Raw genomic sequence first — 14,743 nt, 5'->3', positions numbered from 1 at the left:
GCTAGGCTTCGCCGCCTGTGCCTCCGGTGGTGCCGGCGTTGACGTCAAGGAGTTTGTAGCGGTCAATGGCGTACGACGGCGCGCCCTCCTCAACCTCGCCCCTCGCCGCGAGCATCTGCAGGGCTTTGACGACGATGGAGTGGGTGTCGTTTTTGAAGTAGCGGCGGGCTGCTGCGCGGGTGTCGGAGAAGCCGAAGCCGTCTGCGCCGAGGGTGGCGTATTCGTTGGGGATGAATTGCCGGATCTGGTCGGGGACGGCTTTCATGTAGTCGGAGACGGCGACGACGGGGCCGGTGGCGCCTTCGAGCTGTTGGGTGACGAACGGGACCCGGGCGGGCTGTTCGGGGTTGAGGAAGGCTTCTTCCTCGGCGGCGAGGCCGTCGCGGCGCAGTTCGTTCCAGGAGGTGACGGACCAGACGTCGGCGGACACGGACCAGTCTTCGGCGAGGATGCGCTGGGCTTCCAGGGCCCAGGGCACGGACACGCCGGAGGCCAGGAGCTGGGTCCGCGGGCCGTCGATCTTTGCCGGGGCGAGCAGGTAGATGCCCTTGATGACGCCTTCGACGTCGAGTTCTTCGGGTTCTGCGGGCTGGAGGATGGGTTCGTTGTACACGGTGAGGTAGTACATGAGGTTCCGGTCGGTGGAGTCCGGGCCGTACATGCGTTCGAGGCCGTCGCGGATGATGTGGCCCATTTCGTAGCCGTAGGCGGGGTCGTAGGTGACTACGGCGGGGTTGGTGGAGGCCAGGATGGGGGAGTGGCCGTCGGCGTGCTGGAGGCCTTCGCCGGTGAGGGTGGTCCGTCCTGCGGTGGCGCCGATGATGAACCCGCGGGTCATTTGGTCCGCTGCGGCCCAGAAGGCGTCGCCGGTGCGCTGGAAGCCGAACATGGAGTAGAACACGTAGACCGGGACCAGGGGCACGCCGTGGGTGGCGTAGGCGGTGCCGGCGGCGGTGAAGGCTGCGACGGCGCCTGCTTCGTTGATGCCGGGGTGGATCAGCTGCCCTGCGGGGGATTCCTTGTAGGCCAGGACGAGGTCGCGGTCCACGGAGAGGTAGTTCTGGCCCTTGGGGTTGTAGATTTTCGCCGTCGGGAAGAACGCATCCATACCAAACGTGCGGGCCTCGTCCGGGATGATCGGGGCGATGTGCTTGCCGAAGTTCTTGTCCCGCATCAGGTCCTTGAGGAGCCGCACGAACGCCATGGTGGTGGCGGCCTGCTGCTTGCCCGAGCCGCGCTTGGCCACCTCGTAGGACTTCTCCTCCGGAAGGGCGATCGCGGCGTGCTTGGACCGGCGCTCGGGAACCGGGCCGCCCAGTGCGGCGCGGCGTTCCATCATGTACTTGATTTCCGGCGCGTCGGTGCCCGGGTGGTAGTACGGCGGGCGGTACGGGTCCTTGTCGAGCTGCTCATCGGTGATGGGGATCCGCAGGTGGTCGCGGAACTTCTTCAGGTCATCAAGGGTGAGCTTCTTCATCTGGTGGGTCGCGTTGCGGCCCTCGAAATGCGGTCCGAGTCCGTAGCCCTTGACGGTTTTGGCGAGGATGACGGTGGGTTTGCCCTTGAACTCGGTGGCGGCCTTGTAGGCGGCGTAGACCTTGCGGTAGTCGTGGCCGCCGCGTTTGAGGTTCCAGATCTGGTCATCGGTCAGGTCCGCGACGAGGTCCTTGGTGGCCGGGTCCTTGCCGAAGAAGTGTTCACGGACGAACCCGCCGGATTCGGCCTTGTAGGTCTGGTAGTCCCCGTCGGGGGTTTCGTTCATGATCTTCACCAGCGCCCCGTGGGTGTCGCGGGTGAGCAGGTCATCCCATTCCCGGCCCCAGACGACCTTGATCACGTTCCAGCCCGCGCCGCGGAAGAACGCTTCGAGTTCCTGCATGATCTTGCCGTTGCCGCGCACCGGCCCGTCCAGGCGCTGGAGGTTGCAGTTGATCACGAAGTTCAGGTTGTCCAGGTTCTCGTTCGCGGCCAGCTGGAGCAGGCCGCGGGATTCGGGCTCGTCCATTTCCCCGTCACCCAGGAACGCCCAGACCTGCTGGTCCGAGGTGTCCTTCAGGCCCCGGTTGTGCAGGTACCGGTTGGACTGGGCCTGGTAGATCGCGTTCATCGGCCCGATGCCCATCGACACCGTGGGGAACTCCCAGAACCCGGGCATCAGCCGCGGGTGCGGGTAGGAGGACAGGGCATGGCCCTGGCGGGACTTCTCCTGCCGGAACCCGTCCAGGTCCTCCTCACTGAGCCGGCCTTCCATGAACGCCCTCGCATACATGCCAGGGGACGCGTGGCCCTGGAAGAACACCTGGTCCCCGCCGCCGGGGTGGTCCTTGCCCCGGAAGAAGTGGTTGAACCCGACCTCGTACAGGGTCGCCGCGCCGGCATAAGTGGAAATGTGACCGCCCACGGCGATGTCCGGCCGCTGCGCCCGGTGCACCATCACCGCAGCGTTCCAGCGCATGTGCGCCCGGTACCGGCGCTCGTACTCCTCGTTGCCCGGGAACTGTGCTTCCTGGTCCACCGGGATCGTGTTCACGTAATCGGTGGTGGTCACCATCGGCACCCCGACGCTCTGCGCGCCCGCACGCTGCAGCAGGCTCCGCATGATGTATTGGGCACGCTCGGTACCCTGTTCCCTGATCAACGCATCCAGGGACTCAACCCACTCGGCAGTCTCTTCCGGATCACGATCAGGCAGCTGGTTAGTCAACCCGCTGAGGATATGGGAGGTATCTTCTCCTGCAGCCACGGGAGCCTCATTTCATCGTCGAATGGCCCATGTTTTCGTATTGTGAGAAAACATTCTTGCTAGACGAGATTAGCGAGGGTCGCGGCGGAGGGTCAATACGAGCCATGCGCCGGCGGCACGGCTCGCCCCGGGAAGGTTGCTGCAAACCGATTGTGACCGCCGGGCGCCCATTCTTCCTTGACCGAGGGTGATGCGGGTCATACTCTTATTTCACTCTTCAATAGTTCGCTTCCGCGATGTGGAATAACAGCAACGGCGTAAGCTGCGCCGGCCTCACCACCGCGGCAGCCATCAGGAATTGAGACCCATATGCAGACCCCTCCACCGGTGGGTGTTGACGCAGCAGACCTGACAGCGCCGTCAGTTGCCGCAACCCACCCTTCCGTCAGCGTCGAAGATCTGTGCAAGGAAGCCAGCCTGGCGTCCGGCCAGTCCATCAGTCCCTCCCTGTACAACGTGGACCTTGCACCCACCAAACGGACCGGCCGCAGCTGGTCCGGCTACAGCATCTTCACCCTCTGGGCCAACGACGTTCACAGCCTGGGCAACTACGCCTTCGCCATTGGCCTGTTCGCCCTCGGGCTGGGTGGATGGCAGATCCTCCTGGCACTTGGGATCGGGGCCGCCCTGCTGTTCGGCCTGCTAAATCTCTCCGGCTTCATGGGCGTCAAAACCGGCGTTCCCTTCCCCGTGATGAGCCGCATCAGCTTCGGCATCAGGGGTGCGCAGATAGCGGCCCTCCTGCGCGGGGCCGTGGCCGTCGCGTGGTTCGGCATCCAGACCTACCTTGCCTCCGTGGTCTTCCGCGTCATGGTCGTGGCCATGTTCCCGGCCCTGGCCAACTTCGACAATGACTCGGTTTTGGGCTTGTCCACGCTGGGCTGGATCGCGTTCATCATTCTCTGGGTTGTGCAGCTGGTGATCGTCAGCTTCGGCATGGAGATGATCCGCAAGTACGAGGCCTTCGCCGGACCCGTCATCCTGGCCACCATGGCGGCGATCGCCGTGTGGATCTTCATCGAGGCGGGCGGTGCCATCGCCTGGACCTCGGACAAGGCCCTGGAAGGCCCCGAGATGTGGCTGACGATCTTCGCCGGCGGAGCACTCTGGGTCTCCATCTACGGCACCTTCGTCCTGAACTTCTGTGACTTCACCCGCTCCGCCGTCTCAAAGAAGGCTGTGGTCCGGGGCAACTTTTGGGGCATCCCCATCAACATGCTCGTCTTTGGCGCCATCGTGGTGGTCATGGCCGGCGGACAGTTCAAGATCAACGGCACCATCATTGAAAGCCCCTCGGACATCGTCCAGACCATCCCCAACACCCTCTTCCTGGTGCTGGCCTGCCTGGCCCTGCTGATCCTCACCATTGCCGTGAACCTCATGGCGAACTTCGTGGCTCCCGTGTACGCCCTGACCAACCTGTTCCCCAAGCGGCTGAATTTCCGCCGCGCCGCCGTCGTGAGCGCGGTCATCGGCCTGGTCATCCTGCCCTGGAACCTCTACAACAACCCGTTGGTCATTGTGTACTTCCTGGGCGGCCTCGGCGCCCTCCTTGGCCCCCTGTTCGGCGTCGTAATGGCGGACTACTGGCTGATCCGCCGGGGTAAGGTCAACGTGCCCGAGCTGTACACCGCATCGCCGGACGGCGCCTACTTCTACCGGAACGGCGTCAATCCGCGGGCGATCACCGCCATGGTGCCTGCCGCCGTCGTCGCCCTTCTCATCGCCTTCGTCCCGGCACTGGCGTCGGCAGCTCCCTTCGCCTGGTTCTTCGCGGCAGGCATCGCCGCAGCCGTGTACTACTTCGTCGCGGACCGCAACCAGAAGCTGGAAGACCGCGACGGCGAGGCCATCGCCGTCGCGAGCACGCACTGACAGCGCCCCAACCCCGCAAAAGGACCCAGCATGCGCATCCTCGTAGCAAACGTGAACACCACCGCATCAATGACGGACTCCATCGCTGCCTCCGCACGCGCCGTTGCCGCACCCGGCACCGAGATTGTCGGACTGACCCCGCGCTTCGGCGCCGACTCCTGCGAGGGGAACTTCGAAAGCTACCTCGCAGCGATCGCCGTCATGGACGCCGTCACCTCCTACCCCGAACCGTTCGACGCCGTTATCCAGGCCGGCTACGGCGAGCACGGGCGGGAGGGCCTGCAGGAACTGCTGGACGTGCCGGTGGTGGACATTACCGAGGCTGCCGCCAGCACCGCCATGTTCCTGGGCCACAAATATTCCGTGGTCACCACGCTGGACCGCACCGTCCCGCTGATCGAGGACCGGCTCAAGCTTGCAGGGCTCGAGGCACGGTGCGCATCGGTGCGGGCCAGCGGCATGGCGGTCCTGGAGCTTGAAGAGGAACCGGAACGCGCCGTGGAAGCGATTATCAGCCAGGCGATGGCCGCGGTCAGCCAGGACAAGGCGGAGGTGATTGTCCTCGGCTGCGGCGGCATGGCGGGCCTGGACGAGCAGATCCGGCAGCGCGCCGGCGTCCCCGTGGTGGACGGCGTGGCGTCCGCCGTAACTATCGCCGAGTCGCTGGTCCGGATGCGGCTGTCCACTTCCAAGGTCCGGACCTACGCTGCCCCGCGGCCCAAGACCGTCGTAGGCTGGCCGCTGAACAGCCGGGCCGTCCCGGCACCGCTCTAGCAGGACATCTTCAGGAGAACAGCGTGAACAATCCCACCCCCACCGGACGCGTAGCCGTTGTCACCGGGGCAGGCTCCGGCATCGGGCGGGAGGTGGCGCGGCAAATGCTGGCCGCCGGCTACCGCGTTGCGCTGGCCGGACGCCGCGAGGCGCAACTGAAGGAGACCTCGGACAACCACCCGGAAGCGCTGGTGGTGCCGTGCGACGTTACCCGGCCCGACGACGTCGAGCGCCTTTTCGAGGCCGCCCGGCAGCGCTGGGGCCGGGTGGATGTGCTCTTCAACAATGCGGGCGTGTTCGGCCCGGCCGCCAGCGTGGACGAGATCAGCGTGGACGACTGGAACAGCACACTCGCCGTCAACCTCACCGGCTCCATGCTGTGTGCCGCCGCCGCGGTGCGGACCATGAAGGCGCAGGAGCCGCAGGGCGGGCGGATCATCAACAACGGCTCCATTTCCGCGCATTCGCCGCGGCCGCGGACCGTGGCCTACACCGTGACCAAGCACGCCATGACGGGCCTGACCAAGAGCATCGAGCTGGATTGCCGCGGCTACGGGATCACTTGCGGGCAGATCGACATCGGAAACACGGCCACGGAGATCATGGACACCATCGGCGTGGGGTCGGGAGCGCTGCAGGCCGACGGCAGCAGGCGGGTGGAGCCGATGTTCCCGGTGGCCGACGCTGCGCGGGCGGTACTCATGATGGCGGACATGCCGCCCACCGCAAGTGTGGGTTCCGTGGTGGTAACGGCCGCGGGCATGCCCTTCGTCGGCCGCGGCTGACCGCTTGGAGTTTTTGTCCAGATATGCAGGGATAAGTGGCCCCGAAGTCTGCATATCTGGACAAAAACTCCGTAGTGGAACAGACGATCTGTGGATAACCTCTATAAGGCCGAGCGACGGTGGCTCAATGGAGCATGAGCAGACTGTCGCCGCTGCCGGAACCGTTGAATGCCCGCCCTTTCGCCCTCACTGAGGCAGAGGCTGCCGGCGTGGCCAGGAGCCGCCTGCTTGGCCGGGACCTGTACCGGCCAAGCAGGGGTGTGCGGATTCCAAAGGCAGGTCCGCCGGAGCTGACTGCACTCGTGCGGTCCCACACTCGCCTGGACGCAGATACCTTCGGCAGCCTCATCACCGCTGCGGAGGTATTGGCTATTCCGCTGCCGCCCTGGGCAGTATTCCGGCCCGACGGCGGCGGGCCGGTTACCACCGTCACCGAACCTGTCCCGTGGGGCAAGAAGTCGGGTGCCCATTTCCGCGAACCCGGCAGGTTTCTCCACCTGTCCCGCCGAAACGGCGGGACGCTTCCGCGGCGCAAGGGTGTGGCGGGGCACCGGCTGAAGGTCCGTGACGGCGACCTCCTGGAGTTTGATGGCTTGCGAGTAACCTCGGTTGCCCGCACCTGGGTGGACCTTGGCTCTGTCCTGCCGATGGAGGACCTCATTGTTGCCGGGGATGCCATTATCAGTGAGCATGCCCGGACTTTCGGCGAGCAAAAGCAGCCAGTGGTGCCGCTGGCGGAGTTGCGGCGGTTTGTGGAGGGCGCCAACGGAATCCACGGCGTGCGCAAGGCGAGGGAGGCTTTGGACCAGTTGCGGGTAGGCGTCGACTCGCCACCTGAAACGAAGCTGCGCCTGATGCTGGACGACGCGGGCCTTCCGGAGTTTGTTCCCGACTGCCGTGTGGACGACGCCTTGGGGAAGCCTGTCTGGACCGACCTGGGTTGTGCCCGCTTCAGGACCTGCGTGGAGTATGAGGGCCTGCACCACCTTCTGCCGGAGCAGCAGGCACTTGACTCCTACCGGGACCAGCGCGTTGCTGAAGCGGGTTGGCGCCAGGTCAGGATCAACCGGATCGACATGGAACGCGGCCCGGAGTGGGTCGTTTCAAGGGTTACCCAGGCACTGCGCAAACAAGGCTGGCACCGGTGAGTTTTTGTCCAGATATGCAGGGTTCCGGGGCCAGGAAGTCTGCATATCTGGACAAAAACTCTAGAGGGGGAGCAGGGCGGAGAGGTCCGCGCGCTGTCCCGACGCTGCCACCTTGCCGGCCGCCACCGCCTCCGCCCACGCCATCTGGCCCGTCACCATCCCAAGCCAGGTGGCGGCGTCGCACTCGATCACGTTCGGCGGGGTGCCGCGCGTGTGGCGGGGCCCCTCGACGCACTGCGTGACGCCGAAGGGCGGCACCCGGACCTCCACCGAATTGCCCGGTGCGCGCGCTGTCACCTCCTCCAGCGAGTAGCGCACGGCGGTGGCGAGGACGTTGCGCGGCAAAGGAGCGTCCGACGGCGACCCGGCGGCCTGGCGCCAGGCCTCCAGTGCCGCTGCGCCTTCCTGAACATTTATCCGACGGCGTGCTACGGGCATATTAACGAATTCTTTCCAGTGGATATTCTCAGTATTCGCGCCCGGGCGGGCGCGTAGTGGCGGCGGCAAAGACGGGTAGCCACGAAGGCAATTAGAGTACCGCGGGCACTGGTGGAGCATATATCCGGTCGAGCATGCTCATTAACAAGGCTCAACGCAGAGCCGGCACCAGAGCCCGTCCCTCATGAAACCGGGGCAGACAGGGCACACCATTCCGCCGGCCGCACAGCCCGGCATCTCCCTCACTGATTTTCCGCCCAGCGAAGGACTGCCCATGATTCCCCTTGCCTTCGACGATGCCCTGAACGGGCTCACCAGAAGCAGCCTCAGCGAACTGTACGCCGAGTTCTCGCCCTATTTTCCGCTCGCCGTAGCCGGCATCATCGTCTGGGGCCTATGGCTGTACCGCTTTATCCTCTCCCACCGCGCCCGGCCCATCGTGACGGACTACAAGACTTCCACATCCGTGATCGTGCCGTCATTCCACGAGGACCCGGACATCCTGATGAGCGCCCTGGAGTCCTGGCGGCAGCAGAAACCTGACGAGATCATCATTGTCCTGGACGTTGAGGACCTGGACGCCTACCAGCGGATCACCGCCCTTGGTGACGACTCGCTCCGCCCTGTCCTCTTCCACCACATGGGCAAGCGGTCAGCCCTGGGAGTGGGCATGCGGATGGCCCGGCACGAGATCCTGGTCCTCACCGACTCCGACACATGGTGGCAGCCGGGCCTGCTGGCCAACGTCCAGATGCCCTTCAAGGATCCTCTGGTGGGGGCCGTCGGCACGCACCAGAACGTGTACCAGCGCGATACCAGCATCTGGCGCCGCATCGCGGACTGGCTGGTCAACGTCAGGTACCTGGACTACGTTCCGGCCATGGGCAGGGCAGGCGCGGTGCCGTGCGTCTCAGGCCGGACCGCCGTCTACCGGCGCAGTGCCGTCTTGGGGGTCATCGAGCACCTCGAGAACGAATACTTCATGGGCAAGCGCTGCATTTCCGGCGACGACGGCCGGCTCACCTGGCTGGTGCTGGCTTCCGGCTACAAAACCGTCCACCAGTCATCCGCCCGGGCCCTGTCCATGTTCCCTTCCAGCTTCCGCGCCTTTATGAAGCAACGCATCCGCTGGAGCCGGAACTCGTACCGCTGCTACCTCACCGCCATCGCGAAGGGCTGGCTCTGGAAGGTACCGTTCGTCACCAAGGTAACCGTCCTGCAGATCCTGCTGACCCCGCTCACCATGGGCCTCACCCTGGTGTACCTGGTCTTCCACCGCCTTGACCCCACACCGTTCGGGGTGGGTGCTGCAGTCTGCTGGCTCCTTCTGGGCCGCGGGATCCGCGGCGCCTCGCACCTCCGCCGGCACCCCAAGGACCTCCTGATCCTCCCTGTCCTTGCCGTGACCGTGATCCTGGTGGCCCTGCCCATCAAGATGTACGCCTTTGCCACCATGAACAAGCAGGGCTGGCTCACCCGGCACGCACACCAGACGGGCGGCGACGGCCAGGATGCAGCTACCCTCACCCCGGGGGAGGTGGCGGCATGAGGGCCGCCAGGGCTGTTGCCGCCGCGTGCCTCACCGCGGTCCTGGGCACTGCCGGGTTCATCTACGCGGGCACCATCCAGGGCGGCTCCGCCGTAGACGCGCTGGGCAGGAACGAGATCGCCGCCAACGGCAAAGTGCAAGGTGTGCTCTACCCCGGAAATCCAGCCAGCGAGGCACGGCTGGTGGAGCAGGAGGATGAACGGCTCGTCTATGTCCGCACCGTCGCCTCCGCCGCCCGGTGGCGGGTGGAAGGTCTGGAAGGGCCATACCGGGTGCGGACAGGATCAAGTTACACGCTGGTGCTGCCCGCCCGGCCGGAGCCGTACACCGTGGCAGACCTGTTGGCCCTGGCCCCCAACGCCTTCCGGCAGCAGCCGGACGGCGCCTACCTGCTCTCCGAAAGCGTCGCGGTCCTGGCCGGTGCCACGTTGTCCCTGGCCTCGCCGGACCCTGCAAGGAAGCTTGACCTGCGCCTGGAAAGCGGGGCCCAAACCTTCGTGTCCCTCGTGGCCCTGGGCGGCTCGCTCACGCTGGACGGAACGGAAACAGCCCGCGTCAGCGTCAGCAGCTGGGACAGCACCAGGGAAGGCCCGGACAAAAACACCGTGGACGGGCGGGCCTATGTGCGGGTCATCGGGGGCCATGCCGCCTTCTCTTTCTCCGACGTTTCCCACCTGGGCTTTTGGAGCGGGAACACGGGCGGCCTGTCACTGACCGGAACTGACGCGGTGGGCACCTTCAGCGACGAACAGCCGACGCCGGGAGAGACGGAGGCGGCCAGCGGCGGTGCACGGCTCCTGCCGGAGGCCGAACTTGCAGCCCTCACCCAGGAATCGGCCCAGGATTACAGCGTGGTCACGGCGGGCATCGATAACCTGCGGGTCAGCAACAACGCGTTCGGACTGTTCATCACCAACGCCCGGGACATCGTCATCAGGGATACCGTTATTTCCGGCAGCCTGGTGGACGGCCTGGTGCTGCACCGGTTTGTATCGGACGCCGCCATCACCGGGACGGTGTCCTCGGACAACGCTGTGGACGGGTTCAGCGTGGGGCGCTCCACGGCGAACGTCAGTTTCGAACGCGTCCAGGCCAGGAACAACGGCCGGAACGGCATCTCGATGGACGGCAGGCCCCTGGCCGACGGTCCGAACGCCGTGGGAACAGCCGTCGACTCCTACGGGGGCAGCCAGATTTCCGCGGGTGCTTTCGAACAGAACACCCGCTATGGCATCGAAGTCCTGGGCGGGACATCGGTGGCGCTCAGGGACAACCGAGTGACGGGCAACGATGTGGGCATCGTGGCGGCAGACGGCGCCAAGGGTGTGACCATCACCGGCAACAGGCTGCTGGACAATGCCCGACAGTCGGTCGCGGTCCGCGGCGGCGGTGCCACGGCCGAGGTCAGCGCAAACGTCATCACCGGCGGCGACACCGGCATCTACGTCCGCGACGCAACCGCCAACGTCAATGCCAACACCCTCGAGCGGATCTCCAACCACGGCATCACCCTGCTGGGCACGGTTCCGAAGACCACGGTCACCGGAAACACCCTGGCCGGCAACGGGTCCACCGCCATTTGGAGCGAGGCGTCAACAGGGGCGAGCCTGGGCGAAAACGATGTCCTGGCCTGGGCACCGGCCTACACCGTGGAAAGGGTGGTTAAATCAGTGTTCCAGCCGCTCACCTTCATCTGGTTCGTGCTCGCCGCTCTGCTGCTGGTCACCGCCGTTGCCCGCGGCAAGGACGGACGCGGCGTCATCCGAAGTCCGTACGCCGACCACGTCCCGCTGACGTCCCTGGGCAGGGGAGTGGTGGCGTACGACGACGTGAGGCAGCCAAGGTGACCGGCCCCAGTGTCCGGCGGGGCACCTGGGCCGTGCTCGCCGTCGTGCTGATCGTCCTCCTGACAGGAGTTTTCGCCATGGTGAGCCTCCAGGAAACGCCGCCCCAGGGCGGCCCGCCCCCGTCAGTTCCCCCTGGCACCTCCCCGCAGGCCCCACCACCGCCTGCCTCCAATAGCACTCCGGTCCCGGCACATTGCCCGCCTGCGGCAGTGACAGTGACGACGGCGGCGGAACTCACGGAAGCGCTGGCGGCACCCGGCCCGGGAACCGTCATCACGCTGGCTGACGGGGTATACCGGGGGAACTTTACGGCCACGGGCGCCGGCACGGCGGAACAACCCATCATCCTCTGCGGCGGAACCGGGGCCGTCCTGGACGGGGGCGGCACCGAGGACGGCTACGTGCTCCACCTGGACCAGGCGTCCTACTGGACAGTGCAGGGCTTCACCGTCCGGAACGGCCAGAAAGGCGTGATGGTGGACGAGGGAACGCACATCCACCTCCAGGGCCTGACGGTCGAGAACACGGGGGACGAGGCCATCCACCTGCGGCGGTTCAGCTCCGACAACAAGGTCACCGGGAACACCATCCGCGGCGCCGGACTGAGGAAACCCAAATTCGGCGAAGGCATCTACATCGGCACCGCCGAAAGCAACTGGTGCGACGTGACCGCCTGCGAACCGGACAGGAGCGACCGCAACGAAATCCGCGGCAACACCGTCTCGGGGACCACGGCGGAGAGCATCGACATCAAGGAAGGGACCTCCGACGGCGTCCTCGCGGACAACACTTTCGACGGCTCGGCCATGGCGGAAGCCGATTCCTGGGTGGACGTCAAAGGCAGGGGCTGGCGCATCGAAGGGAACACGGGAAGGAACTCCCCGCAGGACGGATTCCAGACGCACGAGATCGTTGACGGCTGGGGCACGGAGAACGTCTTCCACAACAACGTGGCGGAGGTCAACGGGCCCGGACTCGGCTATTCACTCAAGCCCGCGCGCGACAACGTTGTCGATTGCAGCAACACAGCCTCGCAGGCTGGGCAGGGACTGTCCAACATCACCTGTACCAGCTAGGGGAAACGCCGGCCATCCGGCACATGCTCAATCCTCCATTTGAGACGGAAGCGAGAAACCAATGAACAACCTTCCTCCCTTCAGCGCGCCCAAAATCACGGTTGTCGGCACCGGCTACCTGGGCGCAACGCACGCCATCTGCATGGCCGTCATGGGCTTCGACGTCCTCGGATTCGATATCGACCGGCGCAAGATCGCGCAGCTCACGGCGGGCGAAGTGCCGTTCTACGAGCCGGGGCTGCCGGAGAAACTGGACGAGGCGCTCGCGTCCGGCCGGCTGAGGTTCACCACGGACCTGGACGAGGTGGCGCAGTTCGGCGACGTGCACTTCATCTGCGTCGGAACCCCGCAGGCACCCAACTCCTCCGCGGCCAACCTGACGTTCGTTGACGAGGCCTTTGCCGGGCTCGCCGCACGGATCACCCGCAAGTCACTCCTGGTGGGAAAGTCGACAGTGCCGATAGGAACCGCGGCCCGCCTCGCAGGGATGGTGGCAGACCTTTCACCGCTGGGGCCGGAGCTGGAAGTGGCATGGAATCCGGAGTTCCTCCGTGAGGGGTTCGCCGTGCAGGACACCCTGCATCCGGACCGCCTGGTGTTCGGCGTGGCGTCCGAGTGGTCGGAGGCGATGCTGCGCCTGGCATTCGAGCCGCTGCTGGCCGCCGGCACGCCGTTGATCGTGGCGGACATGCCGACGGCGGAGCTGGTCAAGGTGGCGGCCAATTCCTTCCTGGCCACCAAGATTTCCTTCATCAATGCGATGGCCGAAGTCTGCGAGGCGACCTCCGCCGACGTCAGCATGCTGGCGCAGGCACTTAGCCTGGATGACCGGATCGGCGGCAGGTTCCTCAAACCCGGCCTCGGCTTCGGCGGCGGCTGCCTGCCCAAGGACATCCGTGCATTCAAGCACCGCGCAGAGCAGCTGGGGGTCGGCCAGGCGGTCAGCTTCCTGGGGGAAGTGGACTCCATCAACAACCGGCGGCGGGTCCGCACCGTAGACCTGGTGCGGGAACTGGCAGGCGGAGACCTGGCCGGAGTCCGGGTGGCGGCCCTGGGCGCCGCCTTCAAGCCGAACTCCGACGACGTCAGGGATGCTCCCGCGCTGGACGTGGCCCGCATGCTGTACCTCGAAGGCGCCACGGTTTCGGTGTACGACCCCGAAGCCAACGCCAACGCACACCGGATCTACCCCGACCTCAACTACGTGGACTCGCTGGAGGCGGCGGTGGCCGGCGCCGACGTTGTTGCCCTGTTAACGGAGTGGGACGAGTTCCGGTCAGCAGACCCGGATGACCTGGGCATGCTGGTGCGGCACCGCCGGGTAGTCGATGGCAGGCATGCGCTTGATTCGGAGCTGTACCTGGCCTGCGGCTGGGAATACCGTGCCCTGGGCAGGCCCTACCAGGCTGCGCCGGCACGGGCCGCCGTAGTTACGCCGGACCTGCCGCGGCCGGCGGCCTGACCGGTCCTCAACCCGGTTCAGTCGAGGAGCGCGGAGACGGCGGGGCCGAGCCTGATCTGGCCCACAGGGCGGCCGCCGCCCATCACCGGGTCCACCACGCGTTCCAGGACGTTGGCGACGGCGGGGATATCAACGGCACCGGCGGCGGCAAGAAGCGTCAGGGCCACCAGCGAGGTGGCCCTGACGTTTCCGTCCAGGATCTTGATGGCCACGGAAACTCCCTGTGCGGTGGCCATGGCCAGGACGCCTTCCGCCCCGATCTTGGCGATAATTCCCAGTTCGTCCATCACCGTGGTGTTGGCCTCGCCGATGCCCTGCACAGCCCACGGATAATCCAGCATGGACGTTGCGATGGTGGCTACCCGGGCACTGGATGCCTGGTCCCCCGGGGCTTTCCCAAGCTGCGAGTACGCCCTGGCCAGGCCCAGCAGTGAGATTGCTGCCACCGGCGCCCCGCAGCCGTCGATGCCCAAATGGGCGATTTTTTCGCCTGTGTACTCTTCGATCACAGTGCGGACCCGCTGCTGCAGCGGATGGTTTGGCTCCAGGTAGCTGTGCGTGTCCCAGCCACTTTCCGTGCAGGCCCAGAGGAACGCGGCGTGTTTTCCGGAACAGTTAAACGCCAGTCTGGACGGGCCTTTTTCTGACCGCACCAGCCAGTTCCGGGCCGTCTCGTCCTGCGGCCATGCCTCCGGGCACTGGAGCTGGTCCTCGCGGACACCCGCTGCCTTGAGCATCCCGGACACCACGTCCATGTGGTCCAGCGAGCCGGTGTGGCTGCCGCAGGCAACGGCAACCTGGGCTCCCCGCAGCGGAACACCGGATTGCATTGCCGCCAACGCCTGGAACGGCTTGAGGGCTGACCTCGCATAGACGGGGGTGCGGATATCGCCGAGTTCGGTCACCACGGTTCCGTCTGCGGACAGCAGGACGGCCGAACCGATGTGCCGCGACTCCACAAAGCCGCTGCGCTCGATGACAGCCAGTTCGACGGCGGAGTCCACGGTGAAGGTGGCGTGCGGATTGTGCGGCATGCTGCCCAGTCT

11 protein-coding genes are annotated in these 14,743 nt (G+C 65.9%); 8 read left to right on the top strand and 3 right to left on the bottom strand.

Translation table 11 applies throughout. The features are described from left to right. Position 1: 1 nt before the first annotated feature. Positions 2-2,743 carry a pyruvate dehydrogenase (acetyl-transferring), homodimeric type gene (aceE, locus tag ACLH0K_RS14960; protein WP_411374334.1) on the bottom strand — a complete coding sequence of 914 codons (2,742 nt, stop codon included), beginning with the start codon at positions 2,741-2,743 and terminating at the stop codon, positions 2-4. 309 nt (positions 2,744-3,052) lie between these two features. On the opposite strand from aceE, the gene ACLH0K_RS14955 reads away from it, so the two are divergent. From ACLH0K_RS14955 to ACLH0K_RS14940, 4 genes are all read left to right on the top strand, one after another. Further along, positions 3,053-4,618 carry an NCS1 family nucleobase:cation symporter-1 gene (locus ACLH0K_RS14955; RefSeq protein ID WP_411374333.1) on the top strand — a complete coding sequence of 522 codons (1,566 nt, stop codon included), beginning with the start codon at positions 3,053-3,055 and terminating at the stop codon, positions 4,616-4,618. 30 nt (positions 4,619-4,648) lie between these two features. Next, on the top strand, positions 4,649-5,392 hold the full coding sequence (locus ACLH0K_RS14950) for an aspartate/glutamate racemase family protein (protein ID WP_411374332.1): 744 nt from the start codon (positions 4,649-4,651) through the stop codon (positions 5,390-5,392). A 23-nt stretch (positions 5,393-5,415) separates the two neighbouring features. Continuing rightward, positions 5,416-6,177, top strand: a complete 762-nt coding sequence (locus ACLH0K_RS14945) for an SDR family oxidoreductase (RefSeq protein ID WP_411374331.1) — start codon at positions 5,416-5,418, stop codon at positions 6,175-6,177. Between the two features lie 134 nt (positions 6,178-6,311). Beyond that, entirely contained in the window at positions 6,312-7,325 is a 1,014-nt protein-coding gene (locus tag ACLH0K_RS14940; protein ID WP_411374330.1) for an endonuclease domain-containing protein, read from the top strand. A 60-nt stretch (positions 7,326-7,385) separates the two neighbouring features. Here the strand turns inward: ACLH0K_RS14940 and ACLH0K_RS14935 are convergent, their stop codons facing one another. Further along, positions 7,386-7,763 (bottom strand): sterol carrier family protein, encoded by a 378-nt coding sequence (locus ACLH0K_RS14935; RefSeq protein ID WP_411374329.1) that lies wholly within the window; start codon positions 7,761-7,763, stop codon positions 7,386-7,388. Positions 7,764-8,037: 274 nt separating this feature from the next. Between ACLH0K_RS14935 and ACLH0K_RS14930 the strand changes: the two genes are divergently transcribed. From ACLH0K_RS14930 to ACLH0K_RS14915, 4 genes are all read left to right on the top strand, one after another. Beyond that, a complete protein-coding gene (locus tag ACLH0K_RS14930; protein ID WP_411374328.1) occupies positions 8,038-9,312 on the top strand; it encodes a glycosyltransferase in 1,275 nt (424 codons plus the stop codon). Continuing rightward, positions 9,309-11,159 carry a right-handed parallel beta-helix repeat-containing protein gene (locus ACLH0K_RS14925; protein WP_411374327.1) on the top strand — a complete coding sequence of 617 codons (1,851 nt, stop codon included), beginning with the start codon at positions 9,309-9,311 and terminating at the stop codon, positions 11,157-11,159. Before ACLH0K_RS14930 ends, ACLH0K_RS14925 begins: the two co-directional genes overlap by 4 nt. Then, positions 11,156-12,235, top strand: a complete 1,080-nt coding sequence (locus tag ACLH0K_RS14920) for a nitrous oxide reductase family maturation protein NosD (protein ID WP_411374326.1) — start codon at positions 11,156-11,158, stop codon at positions 12,233-12,235. Before ACLH0K_RS14925 ends, ACLH0K_RS14920 begins: the two co-directional genes overlap by 4 nt. Before the next feature lie 61 nt (positions 12,236-12,296). After that, complete coding sequence (locus ACLH0K_RS14915; protein WP_411374325.1) at positions 12,297-13,697, top strand: UDP-glucose dehydrogenase family protein; 1,401 nt, start codon at positions 12,297-12,299, stop codon at positions 13,695-13,697. Positions 13,698-13,714: 17 nt separating this feature from the next. Here ACLH0K_RS14915 and ACLH0K_RS14910 read toward each other — a convergent pair whose 3' ends face one another. Beyond that, complete coding sequence (locus ACLH0K_RS14910) at positions 13,715-14,731, bottom strand: asparaginase (RefSeq protein WP_411374324.1); 1,017 nt, start codon at positions 14,729-14,731, stop codon at positions 13,715-13,717. Positions 14,732-14,743: the final 12 nt, after the last annotated feature.

Origin of the sequence: Arthrobacter sp. MPF02 (assembly GCF_046605375.1) — a bacterium.
In the GTDB taxonomy this organism is placed as follows: domain Bacteria; phylum Actinomycetota; class Actinomycetes; order Actinomycetales; family Micrococcaceae; genus Arthrobacter.
Note: the sequence above shows the minus strand (reverse complement) of the source record. Positions and strands in the feature narration are given on the sequence as shown.

Coding starts and splice junctions, on each gene's coding strand:
- ACLH0K_RS14955 (WP_411374333.1), top strand. CDS start 3,053: ATGCAGACCCCTCCACCGGTGGGTGTTGACGCAGCAGACCTGACAGCG.
- ACLH0K_RS14950 (WP_411374332.1), top strand. CDS start 4,649: ATGCGCATCCTCGTAGCAAACGTGAACACCACCGCATCAATGACGGAC.
- ACLH0K_RS14940 (WP_411374330.1), top strand. CDS start 6,312: ATGAGCAGACTGTCGCCGCTGCCGGAACCGTTGAATGCCCGCCCTTTC.
- ACLH0K_RS14935 (WP_411374329.1), bottom strand. CDS start 7,763: ATGCCCGTAGCACGCCGTCGGATAAATGTTCAGGAAGGCGCAGCGGCA.
- ACLH0K_RS14930 (WP_411374328.1), top strand. CDS start 8,038: ATGATTCCCCTTGCCTTCGACGATGCCCTGAACGGGCTCACCAGAAGC.
- ACLH0K_RS14925 (WP_411374327.1), top strand. CDS start 9,309: ATGAGGGCCGCCAGGGCTGTTGCCGCCGCGTGCCTCACCGCGGTCCTG.
- ACLH0K_RS14915 (WP_411374325.1), top strand. CDS start 12,297: ATGAACAACCTTCCTCCCTTCAGCGCGCCCAAAATCACGGTTGTCGGC.
- ACLH0K_RS14910 (WP_411374324.1), bottom strand. CDS start 14,731: ATGCCGCACAATCCGCACGCCACCTTCACCGTGGACTCCGCCGTCGAA.